We start from the raw sequence: 12,939 nt of genomic DNA, 5'->3' as shown, positions 1-12,939 counted from the left end.
TGTAAGTATTCAGGCCAGGCAAGAGATCGGCAGTTGCCAGTGCTGGAAATGGAGGGCAATGCTAAAAACTCACTAACGGAGATGCCGACAATGCCGCTTAAACGCATGGTTATGGAATTGGGTATGGGTACCGATATTCGGGGCCAAGATTATACCAAAGCCGCCACACGTGCCGTTCACAATGCGCTTCGACAGAACTCACTGGTTGTGGCAGACGCATTCGGCGTGCCCCGCGAGGAAATGGTGGTCGATATCATCATTGGCGTGGCCGAGCCCGATAAGGTCGACAAACAAGCCGTTGCCGACATGCTGCCATACGGGCGCGGCGAAGTACGGGTCGAACGCGGTGGCATGGACACACCGAAAGACGATGGCAGCCGGGGAACGATCATGGCGAACGCAGCGCTGATCGTCTACCTCGATTTGCCAGATGGAGCGGGACAATGAGCAAGCAGCTGAAACGCATTATTCTGGAAATGGGCACCGGCAACGACCTTTACGGAATGGACTATACAAAAGCTGCCCGCCGCGCTGTGCAGGACGCTATCCACCATTCATCGCTCACCCTGTTCAAAAGCCTAGATATCGACCCCGATACGATGGAGATCGAACTAAATGTGGCAGCGCAGGAGCCAGAAAAAATTGACCTTCAAGCTGCAGCAGCAGAGTTGCCGTATGGAAGAGTGACGCCAAAAGCCGTGTTTGGCGGACTAAACATTTATGACGACGTGACCGACCGCACCAGTGTGATCGTCAACGTCGGCATCATCGTGCGGCTGCCGCTCTAGTTCACGCGGAACGAAACGCCCGCCGAAGTGCGATAGCTGTTGGCGCCGGTTTTGGTGTAAGTGGCGCAAGACGTGCCCTTGGCGGGGCCGCTTGGAAACGTGGTGCACACCCGGTTGGACCCGGAATAACGCCAGGTTCCATTGATGGTACCCAAAAGCGACTTGGCTGAAACCGTGCCGTTAGGCTTGTAGCGCATAGTGATACGCATCCCGAACCGACGGGTTGTTATCGTTTTGTTGATCATCGCCGCGCCTATTTCGGAACGGCTCAAAGTCTTCGCAGCTGCCGGTAAGGCCGTGAGCGAAGTTGCGGCCAAGGTCAGGCCAAGAGCAATAGCGGTGGATTTCAGGGCGCGTGTCATGAGAACTCCGAAGTGCAATTTCTGGCTGAGACCACCATGCTGCACAATGCCTGCGGCGTCATCGTGGCAATTCATCGCTGCACTTGGTCACAGTCTCCGCTCCAGCACACTACGCAGAAACGCCCGGGTTCGATCTTCTTTCGGCTCGCTGAAAAGCACGTCAGGACTTGCTGCCTCCACAATCCGTCCACCATCGAGAAAACAAACGCGATCTGCGAGTTCACGTGCAAAACCCATTTCGTGAGTGGCCAGCACCATCGTCATGCCTTCATCACGCAGCGCACGCAGGGCGTCCAGAACCTCACCCACCAATTCGGGATCAAGCGCAGAAGTTATTTCATCAAACAGCATGATTTCCGGCTTCATCGCCAGAGCGCGAATTACAGCCACACGTTGCTGCTGACCACCCGAAAGCTGATCAGGAAATTTCATCATGTGATCACGCAAACCAAACCGCTCAAACAACGCTTCCGCCGCCGCCAGTCCCTCGCCCCCGGTTTTGCCCAATACCCGCCTGGGCGCTAGCAGGACGTTGTCCATCGCGTTCATATGCGGAAACAGGTTGAACGACTGGAACACGATCCCGATGCGACGCCGCACGGGCGCGAGGTCTATGCCGGGTTCCGCGATATCAAACCCGTCGAGCAGGATCGCGCCATCATTCACCGGCTCAAGACCGTTCATGCAGCGCAACAATGTGGACTTTCCCGAGCCGGAAGGGCCGATGAGGCACACCATTTCGCCCGCAGAAACATCCATGCTGACCCCGTCCAACACAATGTTCTCGCCAAAGCGTTTGACCACGCCTGAGAGTGAAAGTTTAGCCTCGTTCATGGCGTTGCTTCGACATTAGGTAATCCGCGTAGCGGGTGGCAGGCACAGTGACACAAAGAAAAATAGCTGCTGCAACAACATACGGAGTGAAGTTGGCAAGCAGGCTCTTAAACACCCCTGCTTGGCGCAAAATCTCCACCGGCCCGATAAAGCTCAACAAAGCCACATCCTTTTGTAGCGCTATGAACATGTTCATGTTAGCTGGCACCACGCGCCGGACCGCTTGGGGCAAAATCACATATCGCATCGCGTCTCGCTCCGACAACCCAAGACAGATCGCCGCTGCCCGTTGGCTGGGGTGGATGCTCTCGATGCCAGAGCGCAATATCTCGGCCACATAAGCACTATATGTCAGCACCAGCGCTACGGTTCCCCAAATATAAGGACTGTTCCAAGGCCGCGGCAGACCAAGGCCCGGAATGCCAAAACCGATCAGGTAGATCGTCAACACCACCGGAATACCCCGAAAAACATCAGTGTAGAAAACAGCAAATATGCGCAAGGGGAACAGGGCTGGTGCACGCACGCCCCGCGCCAGAGCGACACCCAAACCAACCAGCGCAACCAGCGGTGCCGACCATGCGAAAATTGCAACATTCAGCATGAAGGCTTCTAACAGGCGGGGAAACGTGCGCTGCGCAACTTCCCAGTTGAAAAAGCTATCGCGAACCCGCTCCCATCCGGGGGTGAGCGGAATGAGGAAGTAGATGGCGAGCAACACAAGTAACGTGCTGACGCCAGCGATCAGGCCAGAACGCCGCCGCGCTTTGGCCTCATAAGCCTCGCGTCTGGTCATAGCCTGCCCCTGAATGTGCTTCTACTTGATCAGCGGAACGCCTGTGGCTTCCTGTAGCCAACTGGCCTCAAGTTTCGCCAGTGTGCCATCCTCTTTAAGCGCGGTGATCGCGGCATCCACGCATTCCTTCAACGGATTGCCTTCTGTCATCAACATGCCGAACTGATCGGGGTTCTTTGACAGCTCTGGCGCAAACTGGCCAAGCAGCGCACCATCTTCCACCACGACAGCAGACAGATAGAGCGCTGTCGGCAGATCGAAAATCGCCGCATCAATCTGGTTCGCTTTCATGGCTTCAGCAACGTTTGCGGTATCATCATAAAGCAATGGATCATTGTCCGGCTTCACCAAGTCAAACAAAACAGGCACAGCCGTTGTGGTGCCGACTGCACCCCATTTCAATTTTTTCAGCGAAGCGATATCCGGCTTCAAGCCGCCTTCAATAGTCTGCTTGCGCACCAGAACGGCCATCGCTGCTGTGTAATAAGGCACCGAGAAATCAACCACTTTCTCACGGTCCTCAGTGATCGAATATTGCTGCATGTTGAAGTCGAAATTCTTCTCGCCAGGCTGAATGGCCTCGTCAAAAGAAGTGCGAACCCAAGTCACTTGATCGGCTGCAAAACCCATTTGCTTGGCTACGGCATAGGCAACCGCCGCCTCAAAGCCTTTTCCTTCCTCCGGCTTGTCGTCGATCACCCAAGGATAGTAGGCCGGATTGCCTGTAGCGATCGTTAGAACGCCATCTGTCAGAGTTTTACCCTGAGCGCATTCGTTTGCAGCAAGTGCCGGCGATGCAATTAAGCTCGTGCTGAGAAGAAGGCCACCGGCCAACAAACGTAAGAATGAGAGGCGCATTGGGTATCTCCGTGGAACAACTAAATCGTCCCATCACCTTGGCGAATAATGCGTGCCGGAGTCCATAGTTTTAGTTGACGCGCTTAGGCCAGCCAGCGTTTGCGCCGCTTGTAGTGTTTCACATCGCGGAAACTCCTGCGGCCTTCACCGCCAACACCGAGGTAGAATTCCTTCACATCCTCGTTCTCGCGCAGGGCAGCACCTTCGCCATCGAGAACCACGCGACCGGATTCCAGAATATATCCATAGGTCGCATAACGCAGCGCGATGTTGGTGTTTTGCTCGGCCAGCAAGAAAGAGACACCTTCTTGGCTGTTGAGCTTTTTCACGATGTCGAAAATTTCTTCCACAAGCTGCGGCGCAAGCCCCATGCTCGGCTCGTCCAGCAGAATCATCTCTGGGCGAGACATGAGCGCGCGACCGATGGCGCACATTTGCTGTTCACCGCCAGACGTATATCCCGCCTGCGAAGAGCGTCGCTCTTTCAAGCGCGGAAAATAGGTGTAGACGAGTTCAAGATCGTCCTTGATAGCCGCAGCACCATCCTTGCGGGTAAAGGCACCTGTGAGCAGATTTTCTTCAATCGTCAGATGACCGAAACAATGGCGGCCCTCCATTACCTGGATGCAGCCGCGCCGCACCAGATCGTTGGGTGAAAGGCTCTGAACCTCCTCGCCCTTGAACAGGATATTGCCCTTTGTCACGTCACCACGTTCCGCACCCAGAAGATTGGAAATCGCTTTGAGCGTTGTGGTCTTGCCAGCACCGTTCGCACCAAGAATTGCGACAATACCACCACGGGGCACGGTCAACGAGACACCTTTGAGCACCAAAATCACATGATCGTAGATCACCTCGATGTTGTTCACTTCGAGAATGGTTTCAGCAGGCGAGACTTGTTCGGCAGTAGACATGGACGAGCTCACATTTAGCGCGGCAACGGAAGGGAGAAATGGGCGCGAGCAATGCCGCGCCCATCGAGTGTTTAGAGACGCAAAGCCTTACCCGCAGGTTTGGCCTTTCCACTCTGGCTTGTCAGCGATGTAACCAGCAGCCGCTTCTTCAAGCAGCGGACGCACAACGTCCGTCATCGGCGGGATAAGATCGGAGACTTTCTCCCAGTCGGAACCGTTCCACTGCTGGATGAAGACAGCACCGCCGCCCTCGTGGTCCTTGCAGTCGCCTTTCAGATCGCCAGTGAAGTTTGGCAGACCAAGCTCAGTCAAACGAGCTTGATCGAGAATGAAGTTCTCAAGGCCCATGCGCATATCAGCGCCGCTAATGACCTTTTTGCCAGTCATTTTCTGCGCCGTTGCAATCGCTTCAGCCACGATCACAGCGTTGTAGAGACCACGGTTGTAGAGAACATCGCCAACCTTTTCAGGATCGACTTGGCTTTTGCCTGCATCAACAACCAGCTTTTTCACGTCCTGAAGCGCAGGGAAATCCGCGCCGATACCGGAGAAGTTGGCCGCCTTGTAGCCTTTGCCTGCTTCGCCAACTGCATCGAGGTCTGCATGAGCGCCAGCCCACCAGTTGCCGATGAACTTATCGAGTGGAAAGCGGATTTTAGCGGCTTCTTTGACTGCGGTCGCGTTCATCGCGCCCCAGCCCCACATGATCATCCAGTCAGGACGCTCTTTGCGCACGTTGAGCCACTGGGCGCTCTGGTTTTGCATGTCGCGACCAGCGACTGGAAAGCCAACCCATTCAAAGCCCAGCTGCGGTGCAAGTTTATCAAGCAGCGGAATGGGTTCGCGGCCATAACCGGCATCAAGATAGATGAAGCCGATTTTCTTGCCCTTCAGGCCACCGTTGGAATCAATGTATTTCAGAATCGATGAAAGCTGGCTCCAATAAGACGTTGGGTATGTGAACGTCCATGGAAACTTCTCGCCGATACCGGCAGCGGAAAGACCATAGCCCATCGAAAGAACGGGGATTTCGTCGACCGGAGCTTTTGGGATCAGCTGGAGCGTAATTCCGGTTGAAAGCGGGTTGTAGACCAGAGCGCCTTTGCCCTTGGTCGCTTCGTAGCACTCCACGCCCTTTTGAGCATTGTAGCCTGTTTCGCATTCTTCAACGACGACTTTCACGCCACCAATGCCACCGTCACGCTCGTTGAGCATGTTGAGGTAGTCGGCAAAGCCGTTGGCGAATGGAATACCACCGCCAGCGAATGGACCAGTGCGATAGGACAGCGATGGCACATACAGTTCTTCCGCCTGAACCATTGATGTGTAGCCTGCCATGGTAATAACCGTGGCTGCCGCACCGGCAATGAGTGATTTGAGTTTCATTTTCTTCCTCCAAAATGCAGCGCGATACGCGCCGATTGCGAAACCTTGTTTTAAAGCTGTTGGCGCGGTCTCGAGTGCCACCAGCATTCTCTCTCCGATCCCTCCCGGACCGGACAGCCATTCCCCATCTTAGATTAGGTATAGGGGAACGGCCAAGTTCTGAGCTTCTCCTTGGTGATCTGCCAAAGTCGCGCGAAACCGTGCGGCTCGACAATCAGGAACAGAATAATCAATGCGCCGATCATCATGCGCGAGATGTGGTCAACTGTCGCTGCGCCAACATCAATGCCAGCCAGCGTCGGCACGACACGGATGATGATCGGCAGCATCCAGATAAATGCCGCACCGAGGAAACACCCAATCAACGAACCCATGCCACCAATGATAACCATAAACAGAACCTGGAAAGAGACGTTGATGTTGAAGCTCTCAACCTCCGCTGCGCCAAGCCACATAAACACCATGAGCGCACCGGCAACGCCGCAGATATAAGACGACAGCGCAAAGGCGGAGAGTTTGGCGTTGAGCGGCTTAATCCCCATTAGTTCAGCCGCAATATCCATATCTCGGATCATCATCCAAGACCGGCCAATACGCCCACGAATGATGTTTGAAACGATCCATGTCAGACCGATGACAAACGCAAGCACGACATAGTATCGCGCCATGGGCGACGCAGCTGCGCCGGTTACGGTGACGCCCAAAAGCTCTCTCTGCGGCACTTCGATAGCGCCGGAATCGTTGTAGTTGTAGAGCCACGGAATGCGAATAAAGCACCATTCCAGAAAGAACTGCGCCGCCAAAGTGGTAATGGCAAGATACAGCCCCTTAATGCGCAGGCTCGGTAAACCAAACATCATGCCGATAATTGCTGCGAAAAAGCCCGACAGCAAAACGTGAATGAGGATGTTTACGTCCGGAAAAATCGTCGTCAATTTATAGCAAGAATAGGCACCAACTCCCATGAACGCACCCGTGCCTAATGAAAGCTGACCCGCGTAGCCGGTCAGAATATTCAGCCCCATTGTCGCCAAGGCAAAAATAAGAAACGGGATCATGAGAGAGTTGATGAAGAAGTCTGTCCCAAACAAGGGCAGTGCAAACGCTGCGATAATAATCAGCGTCAGCCCGATACGATCCTGCAAAATTGGAAAGATCGCTTGGTCAGCGGCGTAAGTCGTTTTGAACTGCCCGGCTTCACGGTAAAACATATCTTAGCCCTTCCCTATGCAGCAGCAGTGACTGTCGCGGCATTTAGACATTTGATCTTCGTTGATGCGCTCATTTGATGCCCACAGTGTCAAAGACAGCCCGGCATTTTTTGGCCTCGCCATTCAAGTAATCCACTGATGCCAGAGTGCGCGGATTGTTAGGGTCGGCCAGCAGCATTTGGTGTTTTTCGTTCAAGTCTCGATACTGTCGGACGACCCGATTGCTGATATCAGCAGAGTGTTCGGCAGTACGTTCGACCAGAATCTTCATCAATTCCTCATGCTGAACGCTGTTAATGACTTTATCATTTGGCTTGATAACCCCAGGTTTGGAATTGAGAAGCAGCCGCAGCAGGCCTACACACCGTTCCATCGACGCGACAGAAACCTCCGAAACAGAGGCGTGCGTGGGGCTACCAAAGAGAACTCCCATCGAAATTAAGGCGGCCATGCGCATTACACCCTCTCAATAATCTTCTCTCCGAACAGCCCTTGCGGACGGAACAGCAGGAACACGAGAGCCAGTACATAGGCGAACCAGGCTTCGACGCCGCCGCCGAAAATGCCGCCCCAGTAAACTTCGAATACTTTCTCGCCGATGCCGATAATCAGACCGCCGACGATGGCGCCGGGGATGGACGTAAACCCACCCAAGATCAGCACCGCCAGTGCTTTCAACGCGATGACTTCCAGCGCGAACGACACGTCTGAGCGCGCGCCCCACATGATGCCCGTCACCAGCGCTACGATGCCAGCGGCAAACCACACGATCACCCAGATCTGGTTCAGCGAAATACCAACCGACAGCGCAGCTTGGTGATCATCCGCCACAGCACGAAGCGCCCGTCCGATGCGGGTCTTGGAGAAGAACACGGCCAGCGCCGCTACCATCAGCGTGGCGATAACGACCGCTGCGATATCAATATGCTGGAACGTCACCCGCCCGCCAAAGACTTCCCAGTCGCTCGCGCCTGTCGGGAGACCCAGTTCTTCCGTGATCATCGGCTGCGGCTCACCACCAAAAATCGTCTCACCAGCGCCTTGCAAGAATAGCGTCAGGCCGATTGTTGCCATCAACAATATCGCATCGTGCTGCCCCACAAGCGGCCGCAAGACCAGCCTCTCGATCCCCACCGCCAATACACCCATCAACGCGATTGCCAGCAACAGTGCAAGCCATGCGGGTAGGCCGAATTTTGTGTGCAGAGACACCAAAGCGAGCGCGGCAAACACCACCATAATGCCTTGCGCGAAGTTGAACACGCCGGATGCCTTGAAGATCAGCACGAAACCGAGAGCGATCAGCGCATAAAGGATACCACCCACAAAACCTTCCCATAGCGTCTGCAAAAACAGATCGGGAATTTCGTAGATGAGCGTAAACGGCTCGACAAAAATTGAGTTCAAAAGATCCATCAGGTCTGCGCCCCCTCAGGCAAGCGAACCCCAAAAAGGTCCGGATACAATTCATTCACACCAACAAAAATCAGCCCCAGCGCGATCACCACACGGATCCATTTCGGCACCACCAGCAGCGCAACCCCGGCACCAATCAAAAGGCCGGGCGAATAGGATCGCAGGAAATCGAGAACTTCGATCAATACGGCACTCCCAGATAAGCATCGATCACCTCTTGGCTGGCCTGCACCTCTTCCGGCGGGCCATCAGCGATCTTCTTGCCATAGTCCAGAACCACAACACGGTCAGCCAGATCCATCACCACGCCCATATCGTGTTCAATCAGCGCAATCGTCGTGCCAAATTGTTGGTTCACATCGATAATGAAACGGCTCATGTCCTCTTTTTCTTCAAGGTTCATGCCGGCCATTGGTTCGTCCAGCAGCAGCAGATCCGGCTCCAAAGCCAAAGCGCGGCCAAGCTCAACCCGCTTCTGCAAACCGTAAGGCAGCTTTCCAACAGGCTGGCGGCGGATATGCGCGATCTCAAGAAAGTCGATTATCTCTTCAACCTTCTTGCGATGTTCAATATCTTCGTTGCGCGCAGGACCGTAGTAGAACATCTGCTTCAGAAAACTTTCCTTCATCGCCAGCGACCGGCCAGACATGATGTTGTCCAGCGTCGACATTCCGGTGAACAACGCCACATTCTGAAACGTGCGCGCAATGCCTGAAGCAGCAGCCTCATAGGGCTTCATCTTGGTGCGCGTTTCGCCCCGAAACCGAATTGTGCCTTCCTGCGGATGGTAGAACCCGTTGATTACGTTCAGCATTGAAGTCTTGCCAGCACCATTCGGGCCGATAATCGCCCGCACTTCGCCTTTGAGAATATCGAACGAAATATCCGAAATCGCCGTAACCCCGCCAAAGCGAAGCGTGACGTTATCAACGCGCAGAAGTTCGGCGCCCGGCGCTATGCCATCGTCTTTGGCGTGAAGGGTAGAATCGTGCGCGTTCATTCCGCAGCCTCCTTCATCGCTTGTGGCGCATAGATTTTCGTGTCCGCGATTTTCACTGTCGCGGAAATCTTGCCCTTCCGTCCGTCTTCGAACGTAACTTCGGTTTCAACGTATTTCTCGGTCGAGCCATCGTATAGCGCGTCGATAAGCGGGGCGTAGCGTTCGTTGATGAGCGAGCGGCGCACTTTCATTGTGCGGGTAAGTTCGCCGTCATCAGGGTCCAACTCTTTGTGCAGCACAAGGAAGCGGGAAATCTGCGCGCCAGCTACGCGCTCTTCTGACGCCAGATCGCGGTTCACTTCATCCACATGCTCGGACATCATTTTGTACACGAGCGGGTGGTTGGCGAGTTCCTGATAGGAGCCATAGGCGATGTTGTTCCGCTCAGCCCAATTGGCCACAGGTTGCAGGTCGATATTCAACATCACCGCCACGTAGTCACGACCATCGCCGATGGCGACGGCCTCTTTGATGTTAGGAAAGAACTTCAGCTTGTTCTCGATATATTTCGGCGGGAACATCGAGCCGTTGTTCAGTTTGCCCACGTCCTTGGCGCGGTCGATAATCCGCAAATGCCCGTTGGCATCCAGGAAGCCAGCATCGCCCGTATGCACCCAACCGTCTTTGGTTTTGGTGTCCTTGGTTGCGGCATCGTTCTTATAATAGCCCATGAACACGCCCGGTGAGCGATACATGACTTCGCCATTGTCAGCGATCTCGATTTCCACATCCGGCGATGGCGTGCCGACGGTATCGGCGGAAATCTGCCCGTCGGGTTGTGCAGTCACATAGACGCTCGCTTCCGTCTGCCCGTATAGTTGCTTCAGGTTCAGCCCCAACGAGCGGTAGAAGCGGAAAATTTCTGGCCCGATGGCTTCGCCAGCCGTGTAACCCACCTTCATACGGCTCATGCCGAGACGGTTTTTCAAAGGGCCATAAACGAAAAAATCGCCGAGTTTGTATTTCAGCCTGTCAAGAAAACCCACGCTATCACCATTCAGCAGCTTTTCACCGACTTGGTTCGCGACGCCCAAAAAGTAATGAAACATCTTCTGCTTGAAAGCAGATGCGTCTTCCATTCTCACCATGATGTCAGTGAGCAGCCCTTCGAATACACGCGGCGGTGCGAAGAAATATGTGGGCGCAATTTCGCGGCGGTTTTCCGTCACCGTCTCCGGGCTTTCCGGGCAGCAAACACAATAGCCTGCGGTCATGGATTGGCCGTAGGAGAAAATATGATCGCCGACCCAAGCGAGAGGCAGGTAGGCGATAATCTCATCATTCTCGTCAAAATTGTCGAACGCATTGGCATTCCGCGACGAGATAACCAGATTGTCGTAGGACAACATCACGCCTTTCGGCTTACCCGTCGTGCCGGATGTGTAAAGCATGACGGACAAATCTTCGCCCTTACCCTTGGCAATTTCATCCAGCCACTTTTCCTTCAGCGATGGATCAGCCGCGACAGCCTTACGCCCCATTTCTTGAACGTCTTTGACGGAGTGCAGGAACGGCTCGTCATAGTCGCCCAATCCACGCTCCCAGTCGTAAATGATCACTTCCAGATTGGGCAGTTGGTCTTTGATAGAGAGCAGTTTGTCGACCTGCTCCTGGTCTTGAACAACGGCAAAGCGCACTTCCGCATGCTCCAGCACGTAGACCATCTCGTCCGCTACGCTGTCGGCGTAGACCGGGATCGGCACGCCACCAATCGCCTGCACGGCGGCAAAAGTCCAATACAGTGCCGGGCGGTTGGAACCCACCACTGCAACCTTGTCACCCGCCTTGAAACCGAGCGTGCGAAGGCCGTGAGAATAGTCTTCAATCTCACGAGCCATTTCGGCCCATGTCCACGTTTGCCAGATCCCGTAATCCTTCAACCGCATGGCTGGACGGTCCGCAAATCTCTTTGCGTTGTTCAGCAGCAGTTTTGGAAACGTGTCGAGCGATGCGTCGCTTTTACGAACTGGCGCATTCATGGCCTGGAATTTCCTCCCCGGGTCATTGTTGAAAAGCGTTCGTTGCCGAACATTCATTGACCTGTATCACCGATAAAACTCCCACTTCATCAGCGACATACAGTCTTTCCCAGCCAGAACAGATTCGCAAGGGAGTCTTTAGATGAAGAGCGTGTTTTTATGCCGCGCCCTCTAAAGCCCGTGCCACTTCAGCCATCTTCCATGGAAATCCACCCGCCCAAGCTTGGCGTCAACACCGTCGGGCCAGAGTTTTAGGGTTATCGCAGCACCGGGGCTTTCACCATCACCTTCCATGTGAACCTGCGCCAACGGCTGATCGGCAGTCGCAGCCTCACCAGCCGCTCGGATCATCGCTTCACCCTGCGCCTTGGCAGCATCGGGCAAATATTGCCAGGCGATCGTTGTATAGATCACCGTGCAAGCATCAGGCTGGCGATGCGCCAAGCGCTCACGCAACCATTCGATGGCGTCCATCTTTTCTACCACCACCGGATGCGCTTGCGCCAAAGACAAAGCGCCCGCAGTGCGTCTTTTCCGGTCTTCTTGGTCTGGCCAAAGATACGACATTAAGCGCAATTGCGCCTGCTTGTCGGCGGGATCAAGCGGGTTCAAATCACAAGCTGCTTTGTCGATAATCTCCACACGCTGGTTGGGTGGCACAGGTCCATCCCAATTGGGCCTCAAGAACACAGCACTGTCTGCTGTGCCACTCATTTGGCCACCATGGTCAAATGCGAAGCGATCCATCTGAAGGTTCAAACCTGCGCTTGCACCAATTTCCCAAAGTGCGATTTGTCTTTTTGTTGTCGCAGCAATTGTTTGCAGCGCAGGCCAGATCGCGTTTGAGCGCTGCACTTCATTGGTTTGCGGCGGCGATTTCATCCAGTCTAGCAGGAACGCTTCGTGATCGTTTAACACCCGTTCAATGAGCGCCCAATCGGGTATTTTAATACAACGCGGCGGGTATGCTGAGTGCAGTTCTCCATCCCGCTCCAGCAAAACCAAGGCGTGCAACCCTCCGCACAAGCGCAGCGGCACTGCATCGGCGCGATAAGAAGGATTTCCCGCCCAAGAATTAATCAGCCTACCGACAGCCGTTTGGCTATCGAGATTTTTACCAAAAGCCAAACACAGATCGGCGGTGAAAGGAGAACCAAGGTCGCGGCAATGAAAGGCCTGTTGCTCGAATATGTCCGCAGCCGCGCTCAAGAAGCGCCGCCTTCGCGCTTTCCAAGCATGATGGCAGCAATCAGCGCCAACACCGAAACCGCAAGCGCGACGTTGCCGAACATCGGCATGCCATTGGTGTAGCCAAGCAGCGTAAAGACCAGTGCGACGCTCCAAATGCCGATAGCGACGGCCCAAACAAAATAGAAATATACCGCTCTCATTGTC

General features: G+C 54.5%; 16 protein-coding genes. 2 read left to right on the top strand and 14 right to left on the bottom strand.

Going from position 1 to position 12,939, the window contains the following annotated elements; all coding sequences use genetic code 11:
- Positions 1–39 precede the first annotated feature (39 nt).
- Positions 40–447: a Lin0512 family protein gene (locus ACFQ14_RS02905; RefSeq protein ID WP_377211333.1), complete on the top strand. Its 408-nt coding sequence runs from the start codon at positions 40–42 to the stop codon at positions 445–447.
- Complete coding sequence (locus ACFQ14_RS02900; protein ID WP_377211195.1) at positions 444–788, top strand: Lin0512 family protein; 345 nt, start codon at positions 444–446, stop codon at positions 786–788. Before ACFQ14_RS02905 ends, ACFQ14_RS02900 begins: the two co-directional genes overlap by 4 nt.
- Here the strand turns inward: ACFQ14_RS02900 and ACFQ14_RS02895 are convergent.
- From ACFQ14_RS02895 to ACFQ14_RS02830, 14 genes are all read right to left on the bottom strand, one after another.
- Complete coding sequence (locus ACFQ14_RS02895; RefSeq protein ID WP_377211194.1) at positions 785–1,150, bottom strand: hypothetical protein; 366 nt, start codon at positions 1,148–1,150, stop codon at positions 785–787. The two genes, ACFQ14_RS02900 and ACFQ14_RS02895, sit on opposite strands and share 4 nt — an antisense overlap.
- A gap of 87 nt (positions 1,151–1,237) precedes the next feature.
- The gene (locus tag ACFQ14_RS02890; protein WP_377211193.1) at positions 1,238–1,984 is read right to left on the bottom strand and encodes an amino acid ABC transporter ATP-binding protein; all 747 of its coding nucleotides are present in this window, start codon (positions 1,982–1,984) and stop codon (positions 1,238–1,240) included.
- Entirely contained in the window at positions 1,971–2,780 is an 810-nt protein-coding gene (locus ACFQ14_RS02885) for an amino acid ABC transporter permease (RefSeq protein WP_377211192.1), read from the bottom strand. Before ACFQ14_RS02885 ends, ACFQ14_RS02890 begins: the two co-directional genes overlap by 14 nt.
- Positions 2,781–2,801: 21 nt before the next feature.
- Complete coding sequence (locus ACFQ14_RS02880; RefSeq protein ID WP_377211191.1) at positions 2,802–3,638, bottom strand: ABC transporter substrate-binding protein; 837 nt, start codon at positions 3,636–3,638, stop codon at positions 2,802–2,804.
- Positions 3,639–3,721: 83 nt separating this feature from the next.
- Complete coding sequence (locus tag ACFQ14_RS02875) at positions 3,722–4,552, bottom strand: ABC transporter ATP-binding protein (RefSeq protein WP_377211190.1); 831 nt, start codon at positions 4,550–4,552, stop codon at positions 3,722–3,724.
- 87 nt (positions 4,553–4,639) lie between these two features.
- Positions 4,640–5,938: an ABC transporter substrate-binding protein gene (locus ACFQ14_RS02870; RefSeq protein ID WP_377211189.1), complete on the bottom strand. Its 1,299-nt coding sequence runs from the start codon at positions 5,936–5,938 to the stop codon at positions 4,640–4,642.
- A gap of 134 nt (positions 5,939–6,072) precedes the next feature.
- Positions 6,073–7,149, bottom strand: a complete 1,077-nt coding sequence (locus ACFQ14_RS02865) for a branched-chain amino acid ABC transporter permease (protein ID WP_377211188.1) — start codon at positions 7,147–7,149, stop codon at positions 6,073–6,075.
- Between the two features lie 70 nt (positions 7,150–7,219).
- The gene (locus tag ACFQ14_RS02860; RefSeq protein WP_377211187.1) at positions 7,220–7,606 is read right to left on the bottom strand and encodes a hypothetical protein; all 387 of its coding nucleotides are present in this window, start codon (positions 7,604–7,606) and stop codon (positions 7,220–7,222) included.
- Positions 7,606–8,565, bottom strand: a complete 960-nt coding sequence (locus ACFQ14_RS02855) for a branched-chain amino acid ABC transporter permease (protein WP_377211186.1) — start codon at positions 8,563–8,565, stop codon at positions 7,606–7,608. The genes ACFQ14_RS02860 and ACFQ14_RS02855 overlap by 1 nt, the downstream gene beginning before the upstream one ends.
- Positions 8,565–8,750 carry a hypothetical protein gene (locus ACFQ14_RS02850; RefSeq protein ID WP_377211185.1) on the bottom strand — a complete coding sequence of 62 codons (186 nt, stop codon included), beginning with the start codon at positions 8,748–8,750 and terminating at the stop codon, positions 8,565–8,567. The genes ACFQ14_RS02855 and ACFQ14_RS02850 overlap by 1 nt, the downstream gene beginning before the upstream one ends.
- Entirely contained in the window at positions 8,747–9,565 is an 819-nt protein-coding gene (locus tag ACFQ14_RS02845) for an ABC transporter ATP-binding protein (protein ID WP_377211184.1), read from the bottom strand. Before ACFQ14_RS02845 ends, ACFQ14_RS02850 begins: the two co-directional genes overlap by 4 nt.
- Positions 9,562–11,544 (bottom strand): AMP-dependent synthetase/ligase, encoded by a 1,983-nt coding sequence (locus ACFQ14_RS02840; RefSeq protein WP_377211183.1) that lies wholly within the window; start codon positions 11,542–11,544, stop codon positions 9,562–9,564. Before ACFQ14_RS02840 ends, ACFQ14_RS02845 begins: the two co-directional genes overlap by 4 nt.
- Before the next feature lie 171 nt (positions 11,545–11,715).
- On the bottom strand, positions 11,716–12,753 hold the full coding sequence (locus tag ACFQ14_RS02835; protein WP_377211182.1) for a DUF2332 domain-containing protein: 1,038 nt from the start codon (positions 12,751–12,753) through the stop codon (positions 11,716–11,718).
- Positions 12,750–12,935 (bottom strand): hypothetical protein, encoded by a 186-nt coding sequence (locus tag ACFQ14_RS02830; RefSeq protein ID WP_377211181.1) that lies wholly within the window; start codon positions 12,933–12,935, stop codon positions 12,750–12,752. The genes ACFQ14_RS02835 and ACFQ14_RS02830 overlap by 4 nt, the downstream gene beginning before the upstream one ends.
- Positions 12,936–12,939: the final 4 nt, after the last annotated feature.

The organism is Pseudahrensia aquimaris, from assembly GCF_042676045.1.
In the GTDB taxonomy this organism is placed as follows: Bacteria; Pseudomonadota; Alphaproteobacteria; order Rhizobiales; family Rhizobiaceae; genus Pseudahrensia; species Pseudahrensia aquimaris.
The sequence above is the reverse complement of the archived record's forward strand: the minus strand, read 5'-3'. Positions and strand labels throughout refer to the sequence as shown.

Coding starts and splice junctions, on each gene's coding strand:
- ACFQ14_RS02870 (WP_377211189.1), bottom strand. CDS start 5,938: ATGAAACTCAAATCACTCATTGCCGGTGCGGCAGCCACGGTTATTACC.
- ACFQ14_RS02875 (WP_377211190.1), bottom strand. CDS start 4,552: ATGTCTACTGCCGAACAAGTCTCGCCTGCTGAAACCATTCTCGAAGTG.
- ACFQ14_RS02885 (WP_377211192.1), bottom strand. CDS start 2,780: ATGACCAGACGCGAGGCTTATGAGGCCAAAGCGCGGCGGCGTTCTGGC.
- ACFQ14_RS02860 (WP_377211187.1), bottom strand. CDS start 7,606: ATGCGCATGGCCGCCTTAATTTCGATGGGAGTTCTCTTTGGTAGCCCC.
- ACFQ14_RS02895 (WP_377211194.1), bottom strand. CDS start 1,150: ATGACACGCGCCCTGAAATCCACCGCTATTGCTCTTGGCCTGACCTTG.
- ACFQ14_RS02880 (WP_377211191.1), bottom strand. CDS start 3,638: ATGCGCCTCTCATTCTTACGTTTGTTGGCCGGTGGCCTTCTTCTCAGC.
- ACFQ14_RS02865 (WP_377211188.1), bottom strand. CDS start 7,149: ATGTTTTACCGTGAAGCCGGGCAGTTCAAAACGACTTACGCCGCTGAC.
- ACFQ14_RS02830 (WP_377211181.1), bottom strand. CDS start 12,935: ATGAGAGCGGTATATTTCTATTTTGTTTGGGCCGTCGCTATCGGCATT.
- ACFQ14_RS02840 (WP_377211183.1), bottom strand. CDS start 11,544: ATGAATGCGCCAGTTCGTAAAAGCGACGCATCGCTCGACACGTTTCCA.
- ACFQ14_RS02845 (WP_377211184.1), bottom strand. CDS start 9,565: ATGAACGCGCACGATTCTACCCTTCACGCCAAAGACGATGGCATAGCG.
- ACFQ14_RS02855 (WP_377211186.1), bottom strand. CDS start 8,565: ATGGATCTTTTGAACTCAATTTTTGTCGAGCCGTTTACGCTCATCTAC.
- ACFQ14_RS02900 (WP_377211195.1), top strand. CDS start 444: ATGAGCAAGCAGCTGAAACGCATTATTCTGGAAATGGGCACCGGCAAC.
- ACFQ14_RS02890 (WP_377211193.1), bottom strand. CDS start 1,984: ATGAACGAGGCTAAACTTTCACTCTCAGGCGTGGTCAAACGCTTTGGC.